The organism is Lederbergia citri (assembly GCF_018343625.1).
In the GTDB taxonomy this organism is placed as follows: domain Bacteria; phylum Bacillota; class Bacilli; order Bacillales; family Bacillaceae_C; genus Lederbergia; species Lederbergia citri.
Genome location: NZ_JAGYPG010000002.1, coordinates 483,758 through 504,781 on the forward strand (window position 1 = coordinate 483,758; position 21,024 = coordinate 504,781).

General features: G+C 37.8%; 15 protein-coding genes and 1 pseudogene. 1 reads left to right on the forward strand and 15 read right to left on the reverse strand.

All coding sequences use genetic code 11. The features are described 5' to 3' along the window. Positions 1 to 566: 566 nt before the first annotated feature. Both KHA97_RS11085 and KHA97_RS11090 read right to left on the reverse strand, forming a co-directional pair. A complete protein-coding gene (locus KHA97_RS11085) occupies positions 567 to 2,309 on the reverse strand; it encodes a phospho-sugar mutase (protein ID WP_213124808.1) in 1,743 nt (580 codons plus the stop codon). Between the two features lie 16 nt (positions 2,310 to 2,325). Then, entirely contained in the window at positions 2,326 to 2,832 is a 507-nt protein-coding gene (locus tag KHA97_RS11090) for an AAA family ATPase (protein WP_213124809.1), read from the reverse strand. 184 nt (positions 2,833 to 3,016) lie between these two features. Between KHA97_RS11090 and KHA97_RS11095 the strand changes: the two genes are divergently transcribed. Beyond that, a complete protein-coding gene (locus KHA97_RS11095; protein WP_213124810.1) occupies positions 3,017 to 3,895 on the forward strand; it encodes an AraC family transcriptional regulator in 879 nt (292 codons plus the stop codon). A 47-nt stretch (positions 3,896 to 3,942) separates the two neighbouring features. Here KHA97_RS11095 and KHA97_RS11100 read toward each other — a convergent pair whose 3' ends face one another. The 13 genes and pseudogenes from KHA97_RS11100 to KHA97_RS11160 all read right to left on the reverse strand — a co-directional run. Next, positions 3,943 to 5,898: a glycoside hydrolase family 127 protein gene (locus tag KHA97_RS11100; protein ID WP_233713447.1), complete on the reverse strand. Its 1,956-nt coding sequence runs from the start codon at positions 5,896 to 5,898 to the stop codon at positions 3,943 to 3,945. Positions 5,899 to 5,912: 14 nt separating this feature from the next. After that, positions 5,913 to 6,725, reverse strand: coding sequence for a carbohydrate ABC transporter permease (locus tag KHA97_RS11105; RefSeq protein ID WP_325167468.1), 813 nt, complete (start codon positions 6,723 to 6,725; stop codon positions 5,913 to 5,915). 101 nt (positions 6,726 to 6,826) lie between these two features. After that, positions 6,827 to 7,708: a carbohydrate ABC transporter permease gene (locus tag KHA97_RS11110; RefSeq protein ID WP_407658015.1), complete on the reverse strand. Its 882-nt coding sequence runs from the start codon at positions 7,706 to 7,708 to the stop codon at positions 6,827 to 6,829. Between the two features lie 30 nt (positions 7,709 to 7,738). Further along, complete coding sequence (locus KHA97_RS11115) at positions 7,739 to 9,043, reverse strand: ABC transporter substrate-binding protein (protein WP_213124812.1); 1,305 nt, start codon at positions 9,041 to 9,043, stop codon at positions 7,739 to 7,741. Positions 9,044 to 9,397: 354 nt separating this feature from the next. Next, the gene (locus tag KHA97_RS11120) at positions 9,398 to 11,440 is read right to left on the reverse strand and encodes a GxGYxYP domain-containing protein (protein WP_213124813.1); all 2,043 of its coding nucleotides are present in this window, start codon (positions 11,438 to 11,440) and stop codon (positions 9,398 to 9,400) included. Between the two features lie 419 nt (positions 11,441 to 11,859). Beyond that, complete coding sequence (locus KHA97_RS11125; RefSeq protein ID WP_213124814.1) at positions 11,860 to 13,056, reverse strand: GntR family transcriptional regulator; 1,197 nt, start codon at positions 13,054 to 13,056, stop codon at positions 11,860 to 11,862. A gap of 381 nt (positions 13,057 to 13,437) precedes the next feature. Continuing rightward, positions 13,438 to 14,523: a Gfo/Idh/MocA family protein gene (locus KHA97_RS11130; RefSeq protein WP_213124815.1), complete on the reverse strand. Its 1,086-nt coding sequence runs from the start codon at positions 14,521 to 14,523 to the stop codon at positions 13,438 to 13,440. A gap of 20 nt (positions 14,524 to 14,543) precedes the next feature. Further along, positions 14,544 to 15,422 carry a sugar phosphate isomerase/epimerase family protein gene (locus KHA97_RS11135; RefSeq protein WP_213124816.1) on the reverse strand — a complete coding sequence of 293 codons (879 nt, stop codon included), beginning with the start codon at positions 15,420 to 15,422 and terminating at the stop codon, positions 14,544 to 14,546. Positions 15,423 to 15,570: 148 nt separating this feature from the next. Next, positions 15,571 to 16,404, reverse strand: a complete 834-nt coding sequence (locus KHA97_RS11140) for a carbohydrate ABC transporter permease (RefSeq protein ID WP_213124817.1) — start codon at positions 16,402 to 16,404, stop codon at positions 15,571 to 15,573. A 15-nt stretch (positions 16,405 to 16,419) separates the two neighbouring features. After that, on the reverse strand, positions 16,420 to 17,352 hold the full coding sequence (locus KHA97_RS11145) for a carbohydrate ABC transporter permease (RefSeq protein ID WP_213124818.1): 933 nt from the start codon (positions 17,350 to 17,352) through the stop codon (positions 16,420 to 16,422). A gap of 51 nt (positions 17,353 to 17,403) precedes the next feature. Then, positions 17,404 to 18,750: an ABC transporter substrate-binding protein gene (locus KHA97_RS11150; RefSeq protein ID WP_325167442.1), complete on the reverse strand. Its 1,347-nt coding sequence runs from the start codon at positions 18,748 to 18,750 to the stop codon at positions 17,404 to 17,406. A 190-nt stretch (positions 18,751 to 18,940) separates the two neighbouring features. Beyond that, positions 18,941 to 20,086, reverse strand: coding sequence for a GntR family transcriptional regulator (locus KHA97_RS11155; RefSeq protein WP_213124819.1), 1,146 nt, complete (start codon positions 20,084 to 20,086; stop codon positions 18,941 to 18,943). Between the two features lie 245 nt (positions 20,087 to 20,331). After that, a pseudogene (locus KHA97_RS11160) lies at positions 20,332 to 21,010 on the reverse strand (transposase); the annotation flags it as partial. Positions 21,011 to 21,024 lie beyond the last annotated feature (14 nt).

Consider the following 21,024-nt stretch of genomic DNA (forward strand, 5'->3'; position numbering starts at 1 on the left):
AATATAGAAATAGAATTTCTTATAGGGAATAGGAAAAAAACAAACGATTATTAGCACACAATTGTTTAACGAAGGTTGGTATCTATTGGGTTTCAATCGGATAGAAAATGCGATATCCAGCATAAACGGTTCATTGAGCACTCCAATCGGACAGGGTTCTTCGATATCCAACATAAACGTGTTCATTGAATGCTCCAATCGGACAGGGTACTGCAATATCCAACATTAACGGGTTCATTAAACGCTCCAATCGGACAAGGTACTGCAATACCCAACATAAACGTGTTCATTGAACGCTCCAATCGGACAAGGTACTGCGATAACCCAACTTAAACGGGTTCATTGAACGCTCCAATCGGACAGGGAACTACATATCCAACATAAACGTGTTCATTGAACGCTCCAATCGGACAGAGAACGAAGTATACCGTAAAAAAGTGCTCTTTAACTGCTTCAATGTACGGGAATTGGATAATAAATCGCGCTAAATTGGAAGTAGCTTTTGGAACCAATTAAAAATCAAAAAAGCCAACTCTCCTACCAAAACAGAGAATTGGCTTTTCACCTTAATTTTTCACTAAACGATCGACGAGTGCCATGACTTCATGTTCAAGTCCTGCAATTTTCTTTGCGCTGTCTTCCATCGATTCGCCTTTTACAGCAAAATAGAATTTCGCTTTTGGCTCGGTTCCGGAAGGTCTTACGCAGAACCAGGAACCGTCCGCAAGTTTGAATTTCAATACGTTCGATATTGGCAGCTCAATGGCGGTCTTCGCGCCACTTGCCACATCTAAACTTTCGCTCGCCCCATAATCCTCAATCGCCGCAACGGAAATTCCGTTTACTTCCTTCGGAGGATCATTTCGGAACGATTCTAAAATCCCTGCAATTTGCTCGGCACCATCTTTTCCTTTTAATGTAAGGGAGCGCAGTGATTCTTTGTAGTATCCATATTTTTCGAAAAGCTCGAGCAAGCCGTCATATAGAGATTTTCCTTGCATCTTATAATAAGCCGCAACTTCAGCGGCGAAAACTGCAGCCTGAACAGCATCTTTATCGCGAACGAAATCACCAATCAAATAACCATAGCTTTCTTCGTATCCGAATAAAAAGGTATGATCCCCTGTTTCTTCAAACTCTTTTATTTTTTCACCAATGAATTTAAAGCCTGTCAACACATCCATCGTTTCGATGCCGTAGCTTTCAGCAATGGCACGCCCAATTTCAGACGTGACGATTGTTTTCAACACAACCCCATTTTCAGGTAGTGTTCCATTTGCTCGTTTTTGTTCTAAAATGTAATGCACCATCAATGCGCCGACTTGGTTACCCGTCAGCACAACATATTCCCCACTCTCATTTTTCACTGCCACACCTAAACGGTCTGCATCTGGATCAGTTCCCAACAACACATCGGCGTTTATTTCTTTTCCGTAGCGAATCGCCAACTCAAAGGCTGCATGCTCTTCTGGATTTGGTGATGCAACCGTTGAAAAATCCGGATCCGGAAGCTCCTGCTCTGCTACAACCGTAACATTTTCAAATCCAAATGCACGTAGCCCGTCACGGACTGGATGATTTGCGGTCCCGTGAAGCGGAGTGAATACGATGCCTAAATCCTTGCCAATACTCTCTACGGCATCTTCGTTTAGATGAATTGATTTCATTGCTTCAATATAAGCACGATCTACTTTTTCGCCAATATATGTAAGCAACTCTTTTTGTAATAGTTCTTCTTCATCCGCAACTTCAATTTTCAACTCACTGCCTGCATTTTGCACATAACGAGTAATCGTATCAGCTTCCAAAGGAGGCAGTTGTCCACCATCCTCGCCGTACATTTTTAATCCGTTGTACTCCGGAGGATTATGACTTGCGGTAATGACGACACCCGCATATGCATGTAAATAACGAACAGCAAATGATAGTAGAGGAGTTGGACGTAACTCCTCAAAAAGATATGCCTTTACTCCGTGTTTTCCAACTGTTTTTGCCACTTCAAGCGCAAACTCAGGAGACATATGACGTGAATCATAAGCGATCACGACTCCACGCGCCATCTTTTCCTCGCCTTGCTCCACCATAAAACGAGCCAAGCCTTCAGCCGCTTTTCGAACTGTATATATATTCATTCGATTGGTACCTGGGCCGATTTCTCCACGCATACCACCCGTTCCAAACTCCAGTTCCTTATAAAAACAATCTTCGAGCAGCTTCTCATTCCCCTGATTGGCTGCCAATATTTCTTTCAAATTTTTATCAAGCGACTCAAATTCAAGCCACTCATTCATCTTTGTCTCCCAAGACATCTTGCCTGTCATCTCCTTAAAAGATAAGTTCAAACCTTTTTTGTTCTATTAAGTCTTTTACAATTTCAGCTGGATTTTTGTTATTTGTATCATATAAAAATGGCTCATTAAATGGCTCGTTTTCCAACTGATTCAGTAAAAATAGCGAACGATCAATCATATATGTATCCCCGCGTTTTGTAATGCGTTCGACCAACGTTTCCTTGTCCGCACGAAGAACAACATATTTAAACGTTATGTCCAAATGGGAAAAATATGTGCAAAACCACTCTAATTCATCCTCCACAACAAAGTCAATCACGACGTTAAGCTTATGCTGCAAAAGATTTTTCGTCACATCGACAAGGTTTTTCCAAGCAATCCACAATCGTTCCTCCCACGGAAGCATCGAATGATCATCATAAAAATGCAAAAGATGATCTCCTTCTACTAGAGCGCATTTTGGAACAAGCTTTGCGACTTCCTTTGCAACTGTAGACTTCCCAACTCCGCAAGGGCCGGAAATGATGTAAATGTATTGCATTTTTTGTCTCCTTCAGAGAGTGATAGGATATAAGCACAATATCGATTATACCATGTAATATTTATGTTTGTTGTCGTATCTTGTTTTGTTAATAGAACATGTTCTCCTACAAAAAATAAAAGGTTTATCTCAAAACACATCGAATATTCACAAATACGACCATATGATTGGAGTGAAAGGTAAGATGTCAAAGGTTCTAAAATTTCCAATCCATACTCCGATTGAATTCATTTCCGGCGGACATTTCATTTCTGAAAAACCATGGATCCATACGAAACGAAATATTGATAGTTTTGAAGTGATCATAGGTACAAATAAAACTCTTTATATAGAGCAAAACGGAATAAAATATGAAGTAAATCCAGGGGATGTCCTCGTTATCCTCCCTCATGTAGAGCATAAAGGTTATGCGCTGGGGGAAGAAAATTTATCTTTTTACTGGTTCCACTTTTACTGTCCCGGGTATTATGAGATCATCGATGAAGCGACGATGAAGAAGGAAATATCCATCAAATCACTAATAGAAAAAGAACACGAATCCGAAACATTTATTTATTTGCCTATTTTTTATTCTCCTAATAGCATTGAACGAATAAATATTATGTTCAGCCAGTTATTACATATTTATCAATCAAACTATTATACAAATCACAGCGGTCATTATATGGCATCACTTATTCTTATTGAGCTAACCGAGCAAGCAATCAATCAGCATTCCACCGGAGACAAGAATTTAAATTCATTGCTCGAATGGACAAGAATTCATGCGCTTGAAAACATCACCGTAACATCTATTGCCCAAAAATTTTGCTACAATCGTGAATATTTATCTCGCTACTTTAAGAAAAAAACCGGTATGACTCTTATTGAATATATTCACCATATTAAAATATCAAAAGCAAAAGATTACCTCACAAGTACGAACGATAGTATAAAAGAAATTGCATACGGAGTCGGCTTTCAAGATGAAAAATATTTTATGAAACTATTTAAAAAGTACGAAAGAATGACGCCTACTGAATACAGAACATCGTATTTTCGTACAAAAATGAATAACCATTAAAAAAGGAGTATGGCGCTAGGGGGTTAAGCGCCTACTCCTTTTTTACTCTATTCTTCCCTAATCCAGACAATCATTTCTCCCGGCTCTCGATTGCTCCAAGCAAAGTAAGGAATGGCCTTCACCTCGACTGGAGCCTTGACGTTATGAGAGGTAAAATATAATTGTTCACTATCGGATGGATTAATTTTAAACCCTTCCGCTTTTATGACAGATACACCTTCTAAAAGACTCTCTTCAAATTTTACAGACATATTTGAATCCGATGGCAAACTAATGGATTGAAGATTTTCTCCATTGTCGACTTCTTCAATACAATAAACAATCGGCCCGCGTTGTAAAGCTAATTTTCCAATATTTTCTCTAACATTTGGATTTGCTCTTACAATTTCAACAGGCATTGGAAGGATTAATTCAATGTGATCATCCTGCTTCCAAACGCGAGTTATTTTAGCATATCCTTTTTCCAAAATGGATGAAAGATCAACAACCTCATTATTCACTTTCAGCTTCGGCTCTTTACACCAACTAGGCAATCTAAGCGCTAATGTAAACTCCTGTTCTTCATCAACTGATAATGCTATATTTACCTTTTCATCCCAAGGATATTCTGTCTTTTGCTCAATCCCGACATGTAATCCATCCATCTCAACCTTCGTATTTCCTCCAACAAATTGATGAATAAATATTTCTTTATTGCTCTTATTATATGAATAAATATATTGGCCTAAAGACGCGATTAATCGGGCTAAGTTAGGCGGACAGCATGCACAACCGAACCAAGGTTGTCTCGTATACTTAACTGAACTCATATCATTACGATGGTCTACTGTGGAAGGCCATACCTCTAGAGGATTTACATAAAAATAGCTCTTCCCATCTAACGACATCCCACTTAAGATACCATTATATAAAGCTCGTTCAATTATTTCCGCATAATCCCTGTTTTCTTCAATTTGCAGCATGCGGTCTGCCCAGAATACTAGTGCAATAGATGCGCAAGTTTCCGTATAAGCCCGATTATTCGGCAAATCGTAATTGACGGTAAACGATTCTCGATATTGCGACGAACCAATCCCTCCTGTAATATACATTTTTTTCTGCGTGACATTTTCCCATAATGCCTTGCACGCGTCTATTAAACTTTCATCCCCTATTTCAACCGCCAGATCAACCATACCGCTATATAAATAAACAGCTCTCACTGAATGGCCAACTGCTTCCGTTTGTTCTCTTACAGGCAAATGAGCCTGGGAGTAGCTCTTATTATGAAACTTTTCTCCTCTTCCACTTTCTTTTCTCCGTTCCGCTTCTATATCGTAATAATGTGGTTCAGCCCCTCTTTCATCTATAAAGAACCTGCACAATTCTAAATGCTTTTTATTCCCGGTAACTTTGTATAATTTCATTAGCGCTAGCTCTATTTCTGGGTGGCCTGGATATCCCCTTTTCTTCCCTGCCTCAGGTCCTAGCACTGAATCAATATGGTCGACTAATTTACAAACAATATCTATTATTTTTCGTTTTCCAGTCGCATGAAAATAAGCAACAGCAGCCTCTATTAAATGGCCAGCACAGTATAATTCATGATCGTCCCGCAGGTTTGTCCACTTTCTTTCAGGATGCGCCACTATAAAATACGTATTTAAATAACCATCTTCTTGTTGCGCACGCCCTATTAAATCAATTACATCATCTGCAATCTTCTCTAAACTTTCATCCTTGCCAATCGCTAAACTATGTCCGACCGCTTCTAACCATTTTGCTAAATCACTGTCTTGAAAAACCATTCCATAATATTCACCATTTGATTCGCCTGCCGCGATTCGAAAATTTTCTATCGTGTGGCTCGGCTCGGCCCCAGGGATGGCATCATTTAAAGCAGCCCATTGATAAGGAATGACCGTTTCTTTAATTAATTTCTGTCTTTTTGACCAAAACGAGTCATCAATAATTACATCCTTCAAATCAACATTTTCCAAGCTTTTCAACCTTACTTTTTCCAACTACATTACCTCCTTTATTCTCCTTTAATTCCCGATAATGTAACACCTTTTATAAAAGCATCCTGTGCTAGTAAAAAAACAATAATCACAGGTAAAACACTAATAACAGTTCCTGCCATCAACACTGGCCAGTCAGTTGAATACATACCTTGCATTGATGCTAGCCCTAAAGGCAGGGTCATTTTACTTTGCGTATTGATGTATATAAGTGGACTGAAAAAGTCATTCCACGTTCCCATGAAAACAAATATCCCTAATGTTGCCATAGCAGGCATCGTCAATGGCACGAAAATTCTCCAATAAATTCCGAACGGGGTGCAGCCATCAATTTTGGCTGCATCCTCCAACGATTTTGGAATGGTTAGAAAAAATTGCCTCATTAAAAATGTTCCGAAGGCGCTAACTAATCCCGGCAAAATAAGAGCGGCATGTGTATCTACTAAACCGTAAAATCGCATAATCACAAAGTTCGGAATCATCGTCACTTGCATAGGAATCATCAAAGTAGCTAAGTACAATCCGAAAATTAAATCCCTAAATTTAAAATGTAATCTAGCAAATACATAACCTGCCATCGAACTCGTCAGTAGCTGGGAAACAACAACGATCCCCGTCACTTTTAAACTATTAAGAAAATACGTCATAAAGGGAAATCGATCGGATATTTTTAAATAGTTATCGAAGCGTAATGATTCACCCATTAGTGTCGGAGGAAAGACGAATACTTCACTCAACTGCTTTAATGACGTACTTACCATCCATACAAACGGAAACAGCATGGTAACCGCTCCGATAGTAAGGAATATGTGAGCGATTATTTTTTTGATACTAACTTTCTTTTTTCTTCTATGAGGAATCACCTTTACATTTTCAACGTCTATATTACTAGTATTTATAGCCAATTTACTCACGGATGCACCTCCTTCTCCTAAACTTCTCCTCTTTTCTTCTGCAGTGAAAATTGTATAACTGTAAAGGTGAGGACTAGAAAGAATAAAATATATGCCATCGCACTCGCATAGCCCATTTTGAAATATTGAAAACCGTTTTGATATAAGTAATGGACGAGGACCGATGTGGAGCGAGCCGGCCCCCCTTGTGTCATTAAGAAAACAGCATCGAATACTTGAAATGACCCAATAATCGCCATGACTGTAACAAAAAAGGTAGTCGGTCTTAATAAAGGAACGGTTATATAAAGAAACTTTTTAAACCATGTTGCACCATCCATATCGGCCGCTTCATAATAGTTTTCTGAAATACCTTGGATGCCCGCAAGAAAAATAAGCATATTGAATCCTAAGCCCTTCCAAATGCTCGTAATCATAACAGCAGGCATTGCCCATTTCGTGTCACTCAGCCAGCTTGGACCATCAATTCCAAAAAGGCTAAGTATATAGTTCAACAAACCGTATTCAGGGTTATAGATCCACTGCCATACGACAGCAACCGCAACCATAGAAGAGATGACTGGAAGAAAATAGGCAGCTCGATAAAATTTTATAAATCGTATTTTTTGATTTAAAGCGACTGCTAAAAAGAGTGAAATGATAATCCCAATAGGTACTGTCACAACTGTAAAATAAATCGTATTCCAAAATACTTTTATAAAAGTTTCATCTTGAAAAAGATTAATATAATTTTCAAATCCTACCCATTTGATTGGAGTAAGTAGATCCCAACTCGTAAAGCTTAGTAAAAAAGAGGCGATGACAGGGAAAAGAACAAATATTAGAAATCCTAAAATGCTAGGCAATAATAAGATAAATGCCCACGGACCATCCCTATATAATAATGATGTCTTGTTCAAACTCTCCCTCCTCATATGAATAATAGTGGATTATTTTGCTAATTCTTTATTAACTCTGTCTTCAATACTCGTAAGAACAGAATCTGCAGGCTGACCGTCATACCAGAATTTGTCCAATTCCTCTACCATGATGTCACGGACTTCTATCTTCTCGTTTATCGCGAATGGGTCAACCGTCGCGTCTTGAAAATATGGAACTAATTCCTTAAATCCATCAGGATGCACAGACTCATTAAACCATCTAGTAATACCATCTTCGCTATAAAGTGATACTCTATTAGGCATCCAGAGTCCTTCACTAATTAAGTCAATTTGATATTCTTCAGAAGATAGAAAACGGATAAACTCCCACGCTTCCTCTGGATGCTTTGTTTTTGCAGCTGCTGAGTGGACATGAGCCTGACCAGTCGTAACGGCTTTTTCAAATTTTGGAAGTGCTGCTACTCCAACTGGAAAATCCATTTTACTTAATTCCTGCAAAGCCCACGATCCATCGACTAACATAGCAATTTTTCCAGTTTGTAGCATTTGCGATGCGCTCATTCCAGACTCTTCCAGTAACTTAGCCTCTGGACTTAACCCATTTTTCTTAAGGGATAGTATTGATTCCAGCACCTTCTTCGTCTCGTTTGAATTAATTTTTGTTTCAGAATAATCGTCGTTAAAGATGACACCACTATTTTCCATTACCGCCATAACTGTATTGGCAAAATTTTCAAATCCATATGCTCCAAATTGAGATACTTTATCTCCCTCTTTTTTCGTTAGCTTATTAGCAGCTTCCTCAAATTCTTCCCATGTCCATGCCTTGCTAGGATCACTTGGAGGGTAAGGAACCCCTGCTTCATCGAATATATTTTTGTTGTAATAAAGAACTGGAGAAACGGTACAGCTACTGACACCGTAAACGCTTCCATTAATCTGCATAATCCCTGCAGAAGACGGAATAAAATCGTCGATGCTTAAATCATTTTCGAAGTACGTTGTTAAATCTAGCAATACACCACGTTTTTGAAATGAACGATAATCTGCTGAACCTAAGAAGAAAACATCTGGAGGGGCATCACCTGCCATCATCGTTAGCAGCTTTGATGCATACTGATCGCCAGGAACAGGTGTATATTCTACTTTAATATTGGGGTGATCCTGCTCGAATTTCTGTATACCTTTTTTAACACTTTCTGTTTCTAACGGACTAGCTTCCCACCCCATAAATTTCAGTGTCACTACACCGTCTTTACCGCCATCCGTTGAAGAATCCTTACTCGCACAACCAGTCAGTACTAGAGAAAAAATCATGATGGTTACAAGAAAAAGAGCCAATCGACTTTTCATTTTTCCTTCCCCCGTTTGCTTAAATTTTTCTTTCTCCTTCAACCTCTAGTTGATATCGCGCTTAATTGTTGGGTATTATCTTATCACCCTCTATTTTCCTTGTCAGTGGACTAAAAAAAACAATAGGTGGACAAAAATGACTATCGTTAATTAATCGACATTTATTCAATTAAGTGTTTTTTTACGACATGCGAATTTCCAAAATTGCTTATTTACATAATTGCTATGCTTGTTTTGCTACACAGCTAGATGACCACCATCATCGAATACATCTGTAAATAAATAAAACTCGAATTCGTATTGAAATTCGAGTTTATAAGTTGTAAAAACTAGTATTCTCTTTTATTTTGGAAGCTATTTTTTAGGCAATCCATTCGCCTCACGAACGAGATCAAAATATTGATCTCCACGCACAACTTCAAATTCAGGACCAAGAGACTTGGCTATTTCTTCAATATTAGATGGATTTATGCCCCAAGCTAGCATACCCATTGCTATAAATAGCGGGGACTCGCCATCCCATTTTGAAGTCGCCTTTGCTATTTCCTCTTTTGCTTGTCCAACACTACTTGAGGAAAGTAAGATGGATTGTGGTAATTTACCATTTAAAATAGAAGTTTCCGTATAATTATCCCAGCCAATAAACAATCCTTTGGGATTTACATAATCTATATAATTCTGTGCCTTTGATTCGGATAATAGAACATCTTTACCATCTACACGATTTAGTGCATAAATAATGTCCATACCTGTTTTCTTCATGTACTTTCCTGTTTGCTTTGCATACAAATAGAAAGTGTCGTCTGGCCAAGGTGTAGGATAAATATACCCAGCACCGGAAGGGCCTGCAACTAATAGATCATTCTCTGTAGCAGTCTGTTGATAGTATCCTAAAATGGAAGGAGCTACATCATAGAGAAGAGGACTTGTTGTCCAGTTAATAGGGACACTTCCTCTTCGTTCGTTATCCCATAAAAATCTCATATGATGCTGGTTGTATTGTAAATTATCACCTTCACCAAGTGTAAAAGTAATATAAATTTTATTACTTAATTTTGGAGCTTTTAATGGTTTTTGTTTAACAATTTTCCCTTTAGCACCGGAAAATACAGTCATATTATTAAACCAATCAGCTGCTAGCACATAAACCCCATACTTGGATACAATTTCCGTTCCGCTAAACTCACCAGCAACATCATTTCCGAACCATCCTAAATAAGGGGTGTTTGGTTCAACATCAGATAATATTTTCTCAAATAATTCCTTTTCTGCTGGAATATTTGATTCGAGCCAAAATGCCATTGCACGGTTTGCTATCGCATAATCTCTTAAAAACCCATACGGCTCTTTTTGTCCAGACGCTAAAGGCTGTTCATTCGATACTGATACTTTAAACTGATTCCACATATCAAGGGAAACGACTAACTCTTGAGTATTCGCAGGAGGAGAGAATTTATATACAAAGTAGCTGCCTCCGTCTGCCCATCTATGACCATCGAATCGCTCGTCTGAATTCGATCCATCCCGGTCATAAAGATAAGATTGTTCCCCTTCCGTTCCAGGTATAAATTGAGCAATGATTTGTCCATCCGCTTTTACCGTTACCTCATGCACAGCTGGTCCCCATCCATCAGCCGGAAAAGCATCTTGGAAACGAAGATAAACCGCTTCCTTTCCTAAATATTCCGACAAATCAAGATTATATACATCGCGGTTAGAACTATCTCTTATCTCTTCTGCTTTAAGAATTGTTTTAAAGGAGTCAAAATTATTCTCTGGTAGAGGTATATTTTTGGTTGGATCCAAACCAATTAGCATACGGTGAGTCGTTTTCGACCAAAGATTATCATACTGCCATTGATAGGCTTCTAATTTATCTTTGAATTTCCCTCTGAAATCTTCAATCACTTTGAATTTGTAAGGTTTTGCAGAAAGCTTTTCAGCTAGCTCTGGACTTGCTACAACCGCATTTTTTAAACCTGCCAAAGTAGTAGCAACATTTATGGAATCGGGAACCTCCGGATCATAAATTACTATCCCCGACACTTCAATTTTATACTTCAATAAAAGATCCCAAGGTTTTTCAACCATTGTATAAGGAACTTTCAATTCATTTAACCAAGTAAATTTTCCTTCACCAAATTTATCTTCATATAGATAAATTCGAGGTTGTTCACGATTCACATTTCCTTGCAATGAAGCAAAAAGAATCTTCTCTTCGCCAGAATTTTTTTGTATGTCAATAACATCAAGATGTTTTGGTTTTGCGAATGTAGGTAATGCCTGATCAGTTGGCCATTTAACCTTTCCTTTTGAACTTGGACTTTGTGCGTAAATAGTACTTCCTGAAAACACTAAAAATAATGTTAAACTGATCAAAAATAGTTTACGGATCATTTTATCCTCCTTCATTCTGATTAGTTTGGGGACTGGAAGACTTTGCAACATTACCTTTTTCTTCATTGATATGAATGTAAAATAACACCTCCCTTATAATACTGACGAAATATATATCAAGGAATTCCTAGAATCCCTTTGATAAAAAAATATTATTCTATTATGTTTTAATATTATGGACTCTAAAATGAAGGCGCTTTAATTTTATATAGTATGTTAATGAATGTTGGAATATAAGCGGAGTATGTCTTAATGTCTTATATAATATATCATTATATCATTATAGTTAATGGTGTCAATAAAAAAACCCCTTCAATAGATTGATGGGGATATTAAACAATCGCCATGGAGGCTCTCCGCACTGCTAGGAGAAACAGAGCACTCTTTGGTAATTCAACAACCAAATTTTGTATTACTTTTCATTTTAAAGGACTATTTTTATGGACTAATTTAACAGGTCCTGTCGTTCCTTTAACTACAAGCTGAGGAGTGATGCTCTTCTTTTTATAGTGGGGAATATTATTTTTTTGACGCTCCTCAAGTAGCTGTACAAGTATGTTTGCTGCTTCTTTCCCTATCGTTTGTTCGGATTGGAATATATGAGTATACATGCCGAAATCCGTATCGAAGGAAGGATCATCAAAAGTTACAATGGAAATATCCTCAGGAATATTTAAAAAAGAGCTTTTTGCCAATTTGGCAATATGGACGCTTAACTTAGCATTTAGAGCAATATATGCAGTTGCTTTACGGCTACGTATAAACTGATACAATAGATTTTGATCAGTCAGGTCTCCCTGTTTAAGAGAAAGATCAGTGAGAATATAGCCTGGATTAATCATGGCATCTCTTTCTTTCAGTGCATCCATATATCCTTTTATTCTATCTTCAACAGTTATGGTTGGAAGGATGGAATCAGAACAAATGGCTATATTACGGTGTCCCATATCCCATAAATGTTCCACAGCAAGCTTTGCCCCATCTACATTATTTGATATAACATAATTCGTTTCTACCCCTGGTAAATAACGATCGATTAGTACAAAAGGGAAGTTTCTTACTTTTAATTCCAATATATCTTCATTATATATTTCAGCGTCCACTGGGAAAATTAGCAATCCTACTGCCCTCAATCGTAACAATTCTCTAATGGCCTCACGTTCTTTTTCTCTAGAATTGTGGCTTAGAATAATAGTAAGAATATATTCCGTTTCATTTAACATTTCGTTTATTCCAGCTAATAAACGGATAGCAAAATAATCTTCGATAGACGGCATAATTAAACCAATTATTTTACGTTCAGCAGGAATCTCCATTTGAGTAGTTATTTCCTCAAGAGGTATAGAGGTATCACCCTCCAAAGCTTCCACTTTACCTTTGAATATTTTTGCATCTTCCTGAACAAAGCTTCCTTTTCCCGGAATTCGATAAATCAAACCCTCATTAACTAACTCAGCTAGTGCATTAGTGACTGTTATTCGACTTACATTGAATTTTTCCATGATTTCTTTCTCAGTTGGAATCTGTTCATGAGGAGCCAACTGTTTAGAAGAAATTAGATTTTTAAAATATTCCTGTATCTGCAAGTAAAGTGGTTCTCTAGTACCAGATGACATGATCAAAACTCCCATTTTTCATTACATTATATCAAATATGTCATTTGTTAAACAAGAAAATTCGTATTACTCATAAGTATAAAGTAGCGTTATTCAAATAAAAAAGCTTTAATATATCCTACAAAATGACTATATAAAAGAAGGTGTGATAAATTCCTAAGTGTTTTTAATAGTAAAGAAAAAGCATTTTGCATTTCACTAATTTGCATTCATTTCATTCTCATATTAAATATCTATTCTAAAATTATTCCATAATGGCCCCTACCAACAAAACACAAAAACATATTAATATTTGCTTAAAATATGTTTTCCTCTTTTTTTGGAGATCCCATATGCACATAAAAAACCCGAATCCTATAAGAATTCGAGTTTTTTAAAAGATCAAACCTCTGGAACCGAAATCTCTACTTCTCTACCAAGTTCAGAAGATCTTAAAATTCCATCAATAATCGCTTGATTGATTAAGATTTCTTCCCCTGGAATCGGAGCAGGTTTTACTTCCATAATCGCTACAACAAAGGCACGGACTTTTTCATAGAAAATATTTAAGTTGTGACTTTGTATAGGGATTGGACTCTCAGTATGGTGTCCTTGAACATCGTGGAATAATGTGATTGAACCGATTCCACCGTCCCACACTCCGCTCCACGGTCCGCTTCCTGCTGGTGTCAACCTCAATCCGGCATCCGTTCCTAAGAATAATGTAGGTCCAAGAGTGTCCATATGCATGGCCCATGAAATTTTAAAATTAAGAACCTTTCCACCTTCTAATCTTACGAGCGCCACTCCGAAGTCTTCCACTTCAAATCTATCAGCTTCTGGATGATATGTAGGATTTGTTCCAAAATGGTTGGATGTAAAAGCCGATACACTTAACGGTTTTGGATAACCTAGAGCATTCAGAGCTAAATCTAGTGAGTAGCAGCCAATGTCCGCCATTGCTCCAGCACCCGCCAGCTCTTTATTAATGAATGTTCCGCCCGGCATCCCGCGTCTGCGGCCTCCACCAGTTTGCACATAATAGACGTTCCCAAGCTGCCCTGATTGTACTATTTTTTTGACAGCTTGCATATTAGGATCGTATCTCGGCTGGAATCCAACGGTTAAAATTTTCCCAGCCTTTTTACCAGCTTGCACCATTTCAACGCCTTGCTCCAACGTGACTGCGAGAGGTTTTTCCACTAATACGTTCTTGCCTGCGTTAAGTGCGTCGACACTTGTCCGATGATGCGCCACGTTTGGAGTACAAACGCTCACTCCGTCTAAATCCAATTCAAGTAATTCCAGGTGACTATCAAATGCTTTTGCACCAATCAAACCGAGCCTCTCAATAAACTCGGCAGCTTTTCCAGGAATGACATCCGCTACAGCAACAATTTCAACTTCTGGCATCTGCAGATAAGATCTTGCATGTGCTTGAGCAATTCCCCCACTGCCGATAATTCCGATTTTCAGCGTTTTCGACATAAAATCCTCCGTTCTATATCTTATTTAAAAATTCTTTCCAAATTTTCTTTCGCTTTTATAATGCCTTGCTGTTCTTTTTCAAGAGTTCCCCAGTAACGATGATCCTCCAGTTCAATACTAATTGGACCATTGTAGCCGAGTTTATCTAACCGAACAGCGACTTTTTCCCACTCAACTGCACCATGACCAGGGATTGTGTATCTCCATGAACCTTCAGAGAAGCCATATTTCGCTCCAAAAGTAGCTGGTAGAATACCAACGTTATAGAGTTCATCTGTTAAAATTTCCGTATCTTTTCCGTGGCAGTAATTTACCTTCTCGCCAAACTCTGTTAAAAAGCGCAAGTAATCAATGCCTAGTCGAACAAGATGTGAAGGATCGTAGTTCAATCCAAAATGGTTAGACGGAATCGCTTCGAACATCGCACGCAGCATTTCCGGTGTACATCCGATTGTTGGATAATACGGTGCCGGTCCCGGCCAGCCTTCCAACGCAAAATATACGCCTGCTTCTTCCGCATGCTTCACAATCTCAGGAAATGTTTCTTTCCAAATATCGAAGCTTTTAGACCTTGATTGCGTAACATCTGTAGGTCCGAGGCAAATAAAAATCGTTTTACCACCAACTTGAGAGATCTCACTAATTTGATTTTTCAATGCATCTACTGCCTCACCTCGCACAGCTTCATCCGCATTCAATAAATTCGTCAATCCAACCGCCCCAACACCATCAATTGAACCGACTGCCAAACCAGCATTTTCTAATGCATTTTTAACTTCTTCGTTATAATATGGGACATCAATTACATCTATTCCGGCACTTTTGGCCCAATCTGCCAGTTTTTCCATCCCTAATGCGCCAAGCTTTGGCGGGATACGCATACCTATTTGAAAAGCCATTCATTTAACCTCCATTAATAAAAAATCCAAGCCTTAGTATTCTATTAATCTCAATTTCAACAATTGATATAAAAGTTTCAACAAATAAACAAAATTTTCACCAATTACATCTAAAGGTTTCAACAAAAAATCATCTAATTCAAATACTTTACTTAATCCCACTAAACGTAATCCCTTGAATAAACGTCTTTTGCATAAAGAAGAACATGACGATTATTGGAAGTGTCATCATCGTCGAAACGGCCATCATCATTCCCCACTCAGTTCCCATTTGATTTTGGAATTGCTGAAGTCCTAATGATAATGTGTACTGCGTTTCATCTGTCAAATAAAGCAATGGACCGAGGAAGTCTGTCCAGCTGCCCATAAATTGGAAAAGTCCAACCGCAAGTAGTGCAGGCTTTGCTAAAGGCAGCATAATTTGCAAATAAATCCGCAGCTCAGATGCTCCGTCAATTTTCGCTGAGTCCCTTAGCGTATCTGGGAGCCCTAAGAAAAATTGACGCAATAAGAATATGTAAAATGGTGCTCCAAAAAACGCAGGAACAATTAATGGAAGTGGTGTTCCAACCCATCCCATTTTATTGAATAACAAGAACAATGGAATCATCGTGACTTGTCCGGGGATCATCATGACAGCGATTGTAATGATGAAGAATACATTTCGTCCTTTCCAGCGCAGTTTCGCGAAACTATACGCTACTAATGGACAAGAAATAATGATACCTATTGTACTAAAAATCGTAATAACAACCGTATTTTTCAAATAAGTAAAAAACGGTATATACGACATCGCTTCGATGTAATTTTGAAAGCGAAATGGTTTTGGAATCCATTCAGGTGGAAATGAATAAATTTGTGTGATCGGTTTCAATGAAGTCGACACAAGCCAAATGAATGGGATTATGAAAAATATAGACGCAAGGATTAGAATTAAATGCGCCAATGTAAATTGAATTCTTTTTTTGACAACCGGTTGCATACGACACACTCCTTTCTACTCACCCTGATAGTGGACCCAACGTTTTGAAGTTAGGAAAATCAATGCAGTCAAGCCCATGATAATGACAAATAATATCCAAGCCATAGCAGAAGCATAACCCATTTTGAAAAATTTAAATCCGTTGTCGTATAAATACATGACATAGAAGGTTAGAGAGTTTGCAGGTGTCCCTTGCCCTTGTGTCATCGTATACGGTAATGTAAATTGCTGGAAAGCTCCGATGGTCCCCATGACTAAGTTAAAAAATATAACAGGCGTGAGCAATGGAAGAGTAATGTGCCTCGTTCTTTGAAGCCAGTTCGCTCCATCTACTTCAGCTGCTTCGTAAAATTCTTCCGGTATATCTCCTAGACCTGCTAAATAAATAATGACTGCCTGTCCAATACCCCAAAGTGACATTAAGATCAACGACGGTTTAGACCACTTCACGCTACCTAGCCAGTTAGGTCCATCAATTCCAAAAAAGTCCAGCGTACCGTTAATCAAACCAAATCCTGGATTCAAAAGCCACATCCAAAGTACGGCCAATGCTACATGTGGTACAAGGGTCGGCAAAAAATAGATTGTCCGATAAACAGCCAGTCCCTTTACTTTCATATTGAGCATCATAGCAAGGGCAACTCCGAAGATTATGCTGAGAGGAACAAAAAATACAGCAAAGTAAACCGTATTATAAACTGACTTCCAAAACAGATCATCGTGGAATAGTTCTTTATAGTTTTGCAGTCCGACAAATTCTCCTGCCTGTAACACACTGTATGTCGTAAAACTAAAATAAATGGATGAAAATAATGGGATGGCAAAGAATACAATCAACCCAATGACCCATGGTGATGCAAATAACCAGCCAGTAATATTTGCTTTTAAAGTTATGGAACTTTTCTTTTTCGGTTGGACTACGACACTAGAAGTTTCAACTTTCGCCAAATTAGGCAGCCCCCTTCATAAATAAAAGGGAGGTATGATCCTCCCCATTTATTATTTTTTCAACGCTTTATTTACAGTCTCAGTTGCTTTATCTAGATTTTCCTTAGGTGTACCCTTGCCTCTTGTCGCATTCTCAGTAGCAGAAGCGAGTTCGTTCCAGAGTAATTGTCCTTCAGAAATAACAGGTCTATGATTTGAGTTTGGAAGGATATCAATAAATGCTTTTAGCATTGGATCATTCTCACGTTGTAATTCTTCGTTTACTGCTGGTTGTACTGAAAGAGATCCATCAAGCTTGGAATAATATGCTTTTGCCCCTTCAGGCCCACCGAAGTATTTCAAGAATTCCCAAGCCGCTTCAGTATTTTTTGCACCTTTTGGAATAATAAAGCAGTGACCACCTGACCATGTCGAGAAATCAGTTCCAGTAGGTGTTGGAATAGGAGTAACACCATAATTTAAATCAGGCTTAAATTTTTTAATTCCTGCAATTGTCCAATTTCCGTCTACCTTCATACTAAGTTGACCGGAAATAAATGGATCCAACGCATCACTACCTGCAGAACTTTCAAAACCAGAAATATCTTCAACATTATATTTATTACCGAAATCAACCATCCATTGTAATGCTTCTACAATTTTAGGATCGTTAGCCGTAACCTCTTGTGTACTTTCATTGTAGAATTCACCGCCGAATGCCCAACCCCAGCTATAAAGCCATCCTTGACTATACCAAGGAATAAAACCAATACGTTTAAATCGGTTACCTTCTTTGATTGTCAATTTTTCAGCAGCAGCTTCCAATTCAGCAATTGTTTTAGGTGGATTTTCAGGATCTAGACCAACTTCCTTAAAATGATCTTTGTTGTAATACAATAAACGAGAATCCGTTGAATATGGAATGGCGAAAAGCTTACCTTGATAGCTCGCTTCATCCCATGCGTATTGATAATAACGGTCTTGCGAAATACCGTCTGCAGCAGCCATATCTGTTAAATCAGTCAACGCACCTTGAGATGCCCAAGAACCAACTTTAAATCTGTCAAATGTTGCGACATCAGGAGGATTGCCACCTGTTACAGAAGTAAGAAGTTTTTGGTCCGCTCCTTCATTAGCCTCTGTATAAACCATCTTCACTTTAATATCAGGATGTGATTCTTCGAAACTTTTAACCAATGCATTCAAAGCTTCTAACCCCATACCTGTACTTCCATGCCAAAAGGTAATCTCTGTCTGTCCGCCGTCGCCGCCTTTTCCACCACTGCCACCGCTTCCGCCACTTCCTCCGCTTCCACCAGAAGAGGACTTCTCATTCGAAGAACATCCAGCTAGAAAAACAGATAAGGCAAGTAGACTAATAATCATTAATTGACCGAATTTCTTTACACTCTTGTTCACTTTTACACCCCCGGTTTTTGTAAAAATTAGTAAACTACCAAACTTTTTACTTCCACACCCCCTGTAAACCGCTTACATTTCATAATCTATGTAATTTTCTAAGATGTCTGCATATTCAATGTAATCAACATAATATATTATCTTATATCAATATGTCAATCGTATTTTCACAAAAAAAAGAAGAATCTTTTCAATTCTTCACTGGAGTCTTTATTGACGCGGTTGATAAACCTTCGATTAATTCAAAATTTAATAATTCTGTTTCAATGTTGTATTCACCATTTATTTGCGACATTAGTCGGTTTACCGCTTTGGTCCCCATCTCATTTTCTCTTTGAGAAATATGGGTAATGAGAGGCTTCCCAATGATTGGGTGTGGTGAATCAAAACAAATTATGGAATAGTCTTGTGGAACTTCTTTACCAATGGATTGGACGACATATAAAAGAATCTTAGCAAAAGCGTGACGACAAGCTACAAAAGCCGTAATTTCCGGATAACTTAAAATAAAATTCCTCAAGTTGTCTATTTCCAATTCAAACTCCTGCTTCTTTTGGTCATTAAAAGCATAATCCGAACCGAAATTTGAAAAAATATAATCTGGATTAAGTTGTTTATGCTGCTCTGTATGTGCAAGCTGATATCCTTTCAAACGATCTTCTAATGCAGTTGTTCCATCATACGGTGGAGTAATATACGCAATATGTTCATGTCCGAGTGACATTAAATACTCAGTGGCTTCTCTAGATGCTCTAACGTTATCAGTTAAGACAGCACTAGCCTGTATTCCTCTCAAATAGCGGTCTACGAGAACAATCGGGTATTTTTTTAATACAAGTTCTAAAATTTTTGGATTATAATGTTCCCCATGAATAGGAATGACAATAAGCCCATCAACCCCAGCATCTAATAACTCTTCAATCGCATTTTCTTCTTCCTCAATTTTTTCTCGAGTGATTTTCATTAAGAAAGTTGCTCCATATTTTGATGAATTGTATTCCATTGACTGGACTAACCCCATTCCGTAGCTACTGGAAAAACTAGGAATAACAAGACCAATTTTCAAACCTTTTTTGGTTATATGAGTTTGATTACTATTGAGCATGTTTTCCGACTCTTCAACAGAATAAATGACAAAAGAGCCTTTCCCTTGAACCCGCTCTATTATTTGATCCTGCGCCAGTAAGTCCAAAGCATTTTTAGAAGTAATTCTACTCACTCGAAATTCATCGGCCAATTCTTTTTCAGATGGGATTTTGTCCCCATGTTTCAAGTCACCGATTTGGACTCTTTGCAAAATATTCTCATAGATCTGTTTATACAATGGCACTTTCATATTCGCATCACCCTATAAGTTGTTATAATCACTATATCAACTCTTTCAAAAATAGCAAATAAAAAATTTTAAATTTTTTAATATTTTTCTTGAGTCGAATATTGTAAAAAACCAATTCGACACCTTCTGTCATCCTACGACTATTATACTATTTTTACAACAAAAAAACCGAACTCAAAATGAGGACACTGAAAAACTTACGTTTTTTTACTTTATAGTCTCTATTCAATACAATAAGAGGCCATTTACCATCTGGTTTTGACGGTAAATGGCCTTTCTTCTTTTCTTTTTTTTTCTTTTTCACTTAGGAGTTTTAGGATTCGCTTGGGATTAACTGCAAATATCGCTGTGGCTCATTGAATTTCCATACCAAATAGACCCGCAGATGATGCTATTTCATAACCATGTCTATGTTTTAACTCACTATTCTTTGCTTCAATTTTAAACGAGATCGCGCAAGTTCTTTAAACTCATCACTACTTTGAAATGCTTCTTGTTCCTTATGTTCAGTGGATTTTATTGAAATAGAATATGTTTTACTTTTTGCCCCTTCTTTATAACATCCCTCACGGAAAGGACATACCTTACATTTTTCAATATCAAAGTAATATGTATCCTTTTGATTTTTACTTTGCCCTTTCTTCCCTGTTCTTGCTTTACGTATTGCCATGTGACCTGCTTTACAAACATACATACCTGCATCTTTATTAAATTCAAATTCATCTTCTTTCGCACGTCCACCTTGTGTGATTTGAGGATTCAGTTTGGATACTAGTTGAATTCTTTCTTTTTTGCATCTTGTATATTATCTCTTTCTGAATAAGCTGTATCACCAATGATTCTATCAATTGTCATGCCTGCTTCTTTACTTTTCTCAACTAAATCTTTCAAGTATTTTCCGTCGCTTTTCTCACCAGTAGCCAAATTTTTAGAGGAGA

What these genes read in the sequence shown, in the direction of transcription:
- KHA97_RS11095 (WP_213124810.1), top strand. Translation starts at nt 3,017, where the DNA reads ATGTCAAAGGTTCTAAAATTTCCAATCCATACTCCGATTGAATTCATT.
- KHA97_RS11130 (WP_213124815.1), bottom strand. Translation starts at nt 14,523, where the DNA reads ATGTCGAAAACGCTGAAAATCGGAATTATCGGCAGTGGGGGAATTGCT.
- KHA97_RS11120 (WP_213124813.1), bottom strand. Translation starts at nt 11,440, where the DNA reads ATGATCCGTAAACTATTTTTGATCAGTTTAACATTATTTTTAGTGTTT.
- KHA97_RS11085 (WP_213124808.1), bottom strand. Translation starts at nt 2,309, where the DNA reads ATGTCTTGGGAGACAAAGATGAATGAGTGGCTTGAATTTGAGTCGCTT.
- KHA97_RS11155 (WP_213124819.1), bottom strand. Translation starts at nt 20,086, where the DNA reads ATGAAAGTGCCATTGTATAAACAGATCTATGAGAATATTTTGCAAAGA.
- KHA97_RS11090 (WP_213124809.1), bottom strand. Translation starts at nt 2,832, where the DNA reads ATGCAATACATTTACATCATTTCCGGCCCTTGCGGAGTTGGGAAGTCT.
- KHA97_RS11140 (WP_213124817.1), bottom strand. Translation starts at nt 16,404, where the DNA reads ATGCAACCGGTTGTCAAAAAAAGAATTCAATTTACATTGGCGCATTTA.
- KHA97_RS11135 (WP_213124816.1), bottom strand. Translation starts at nt 15,422, where the DNA reads ATGGCTTTTCAAATAGGTATGCGTATCCCGCCAAAGCTTGGCGCATTA.
- KHA97_RS11125 (WP_213124814.1), bottom strand. Translation starts at nt 13,056, where the DNA reads ATGTCATCTGGTACTAGAGAACCACTTTACTTGCAGATACAGGAATAT.
- KHA97_RS11115 (WP_213124812.1), bottom strand. Translation starts at nt 9,043, where the DNA reads ATGAAAAGTCGATTGGCTCTTTTTCTTGTAACCATCATGATTTTTTCT.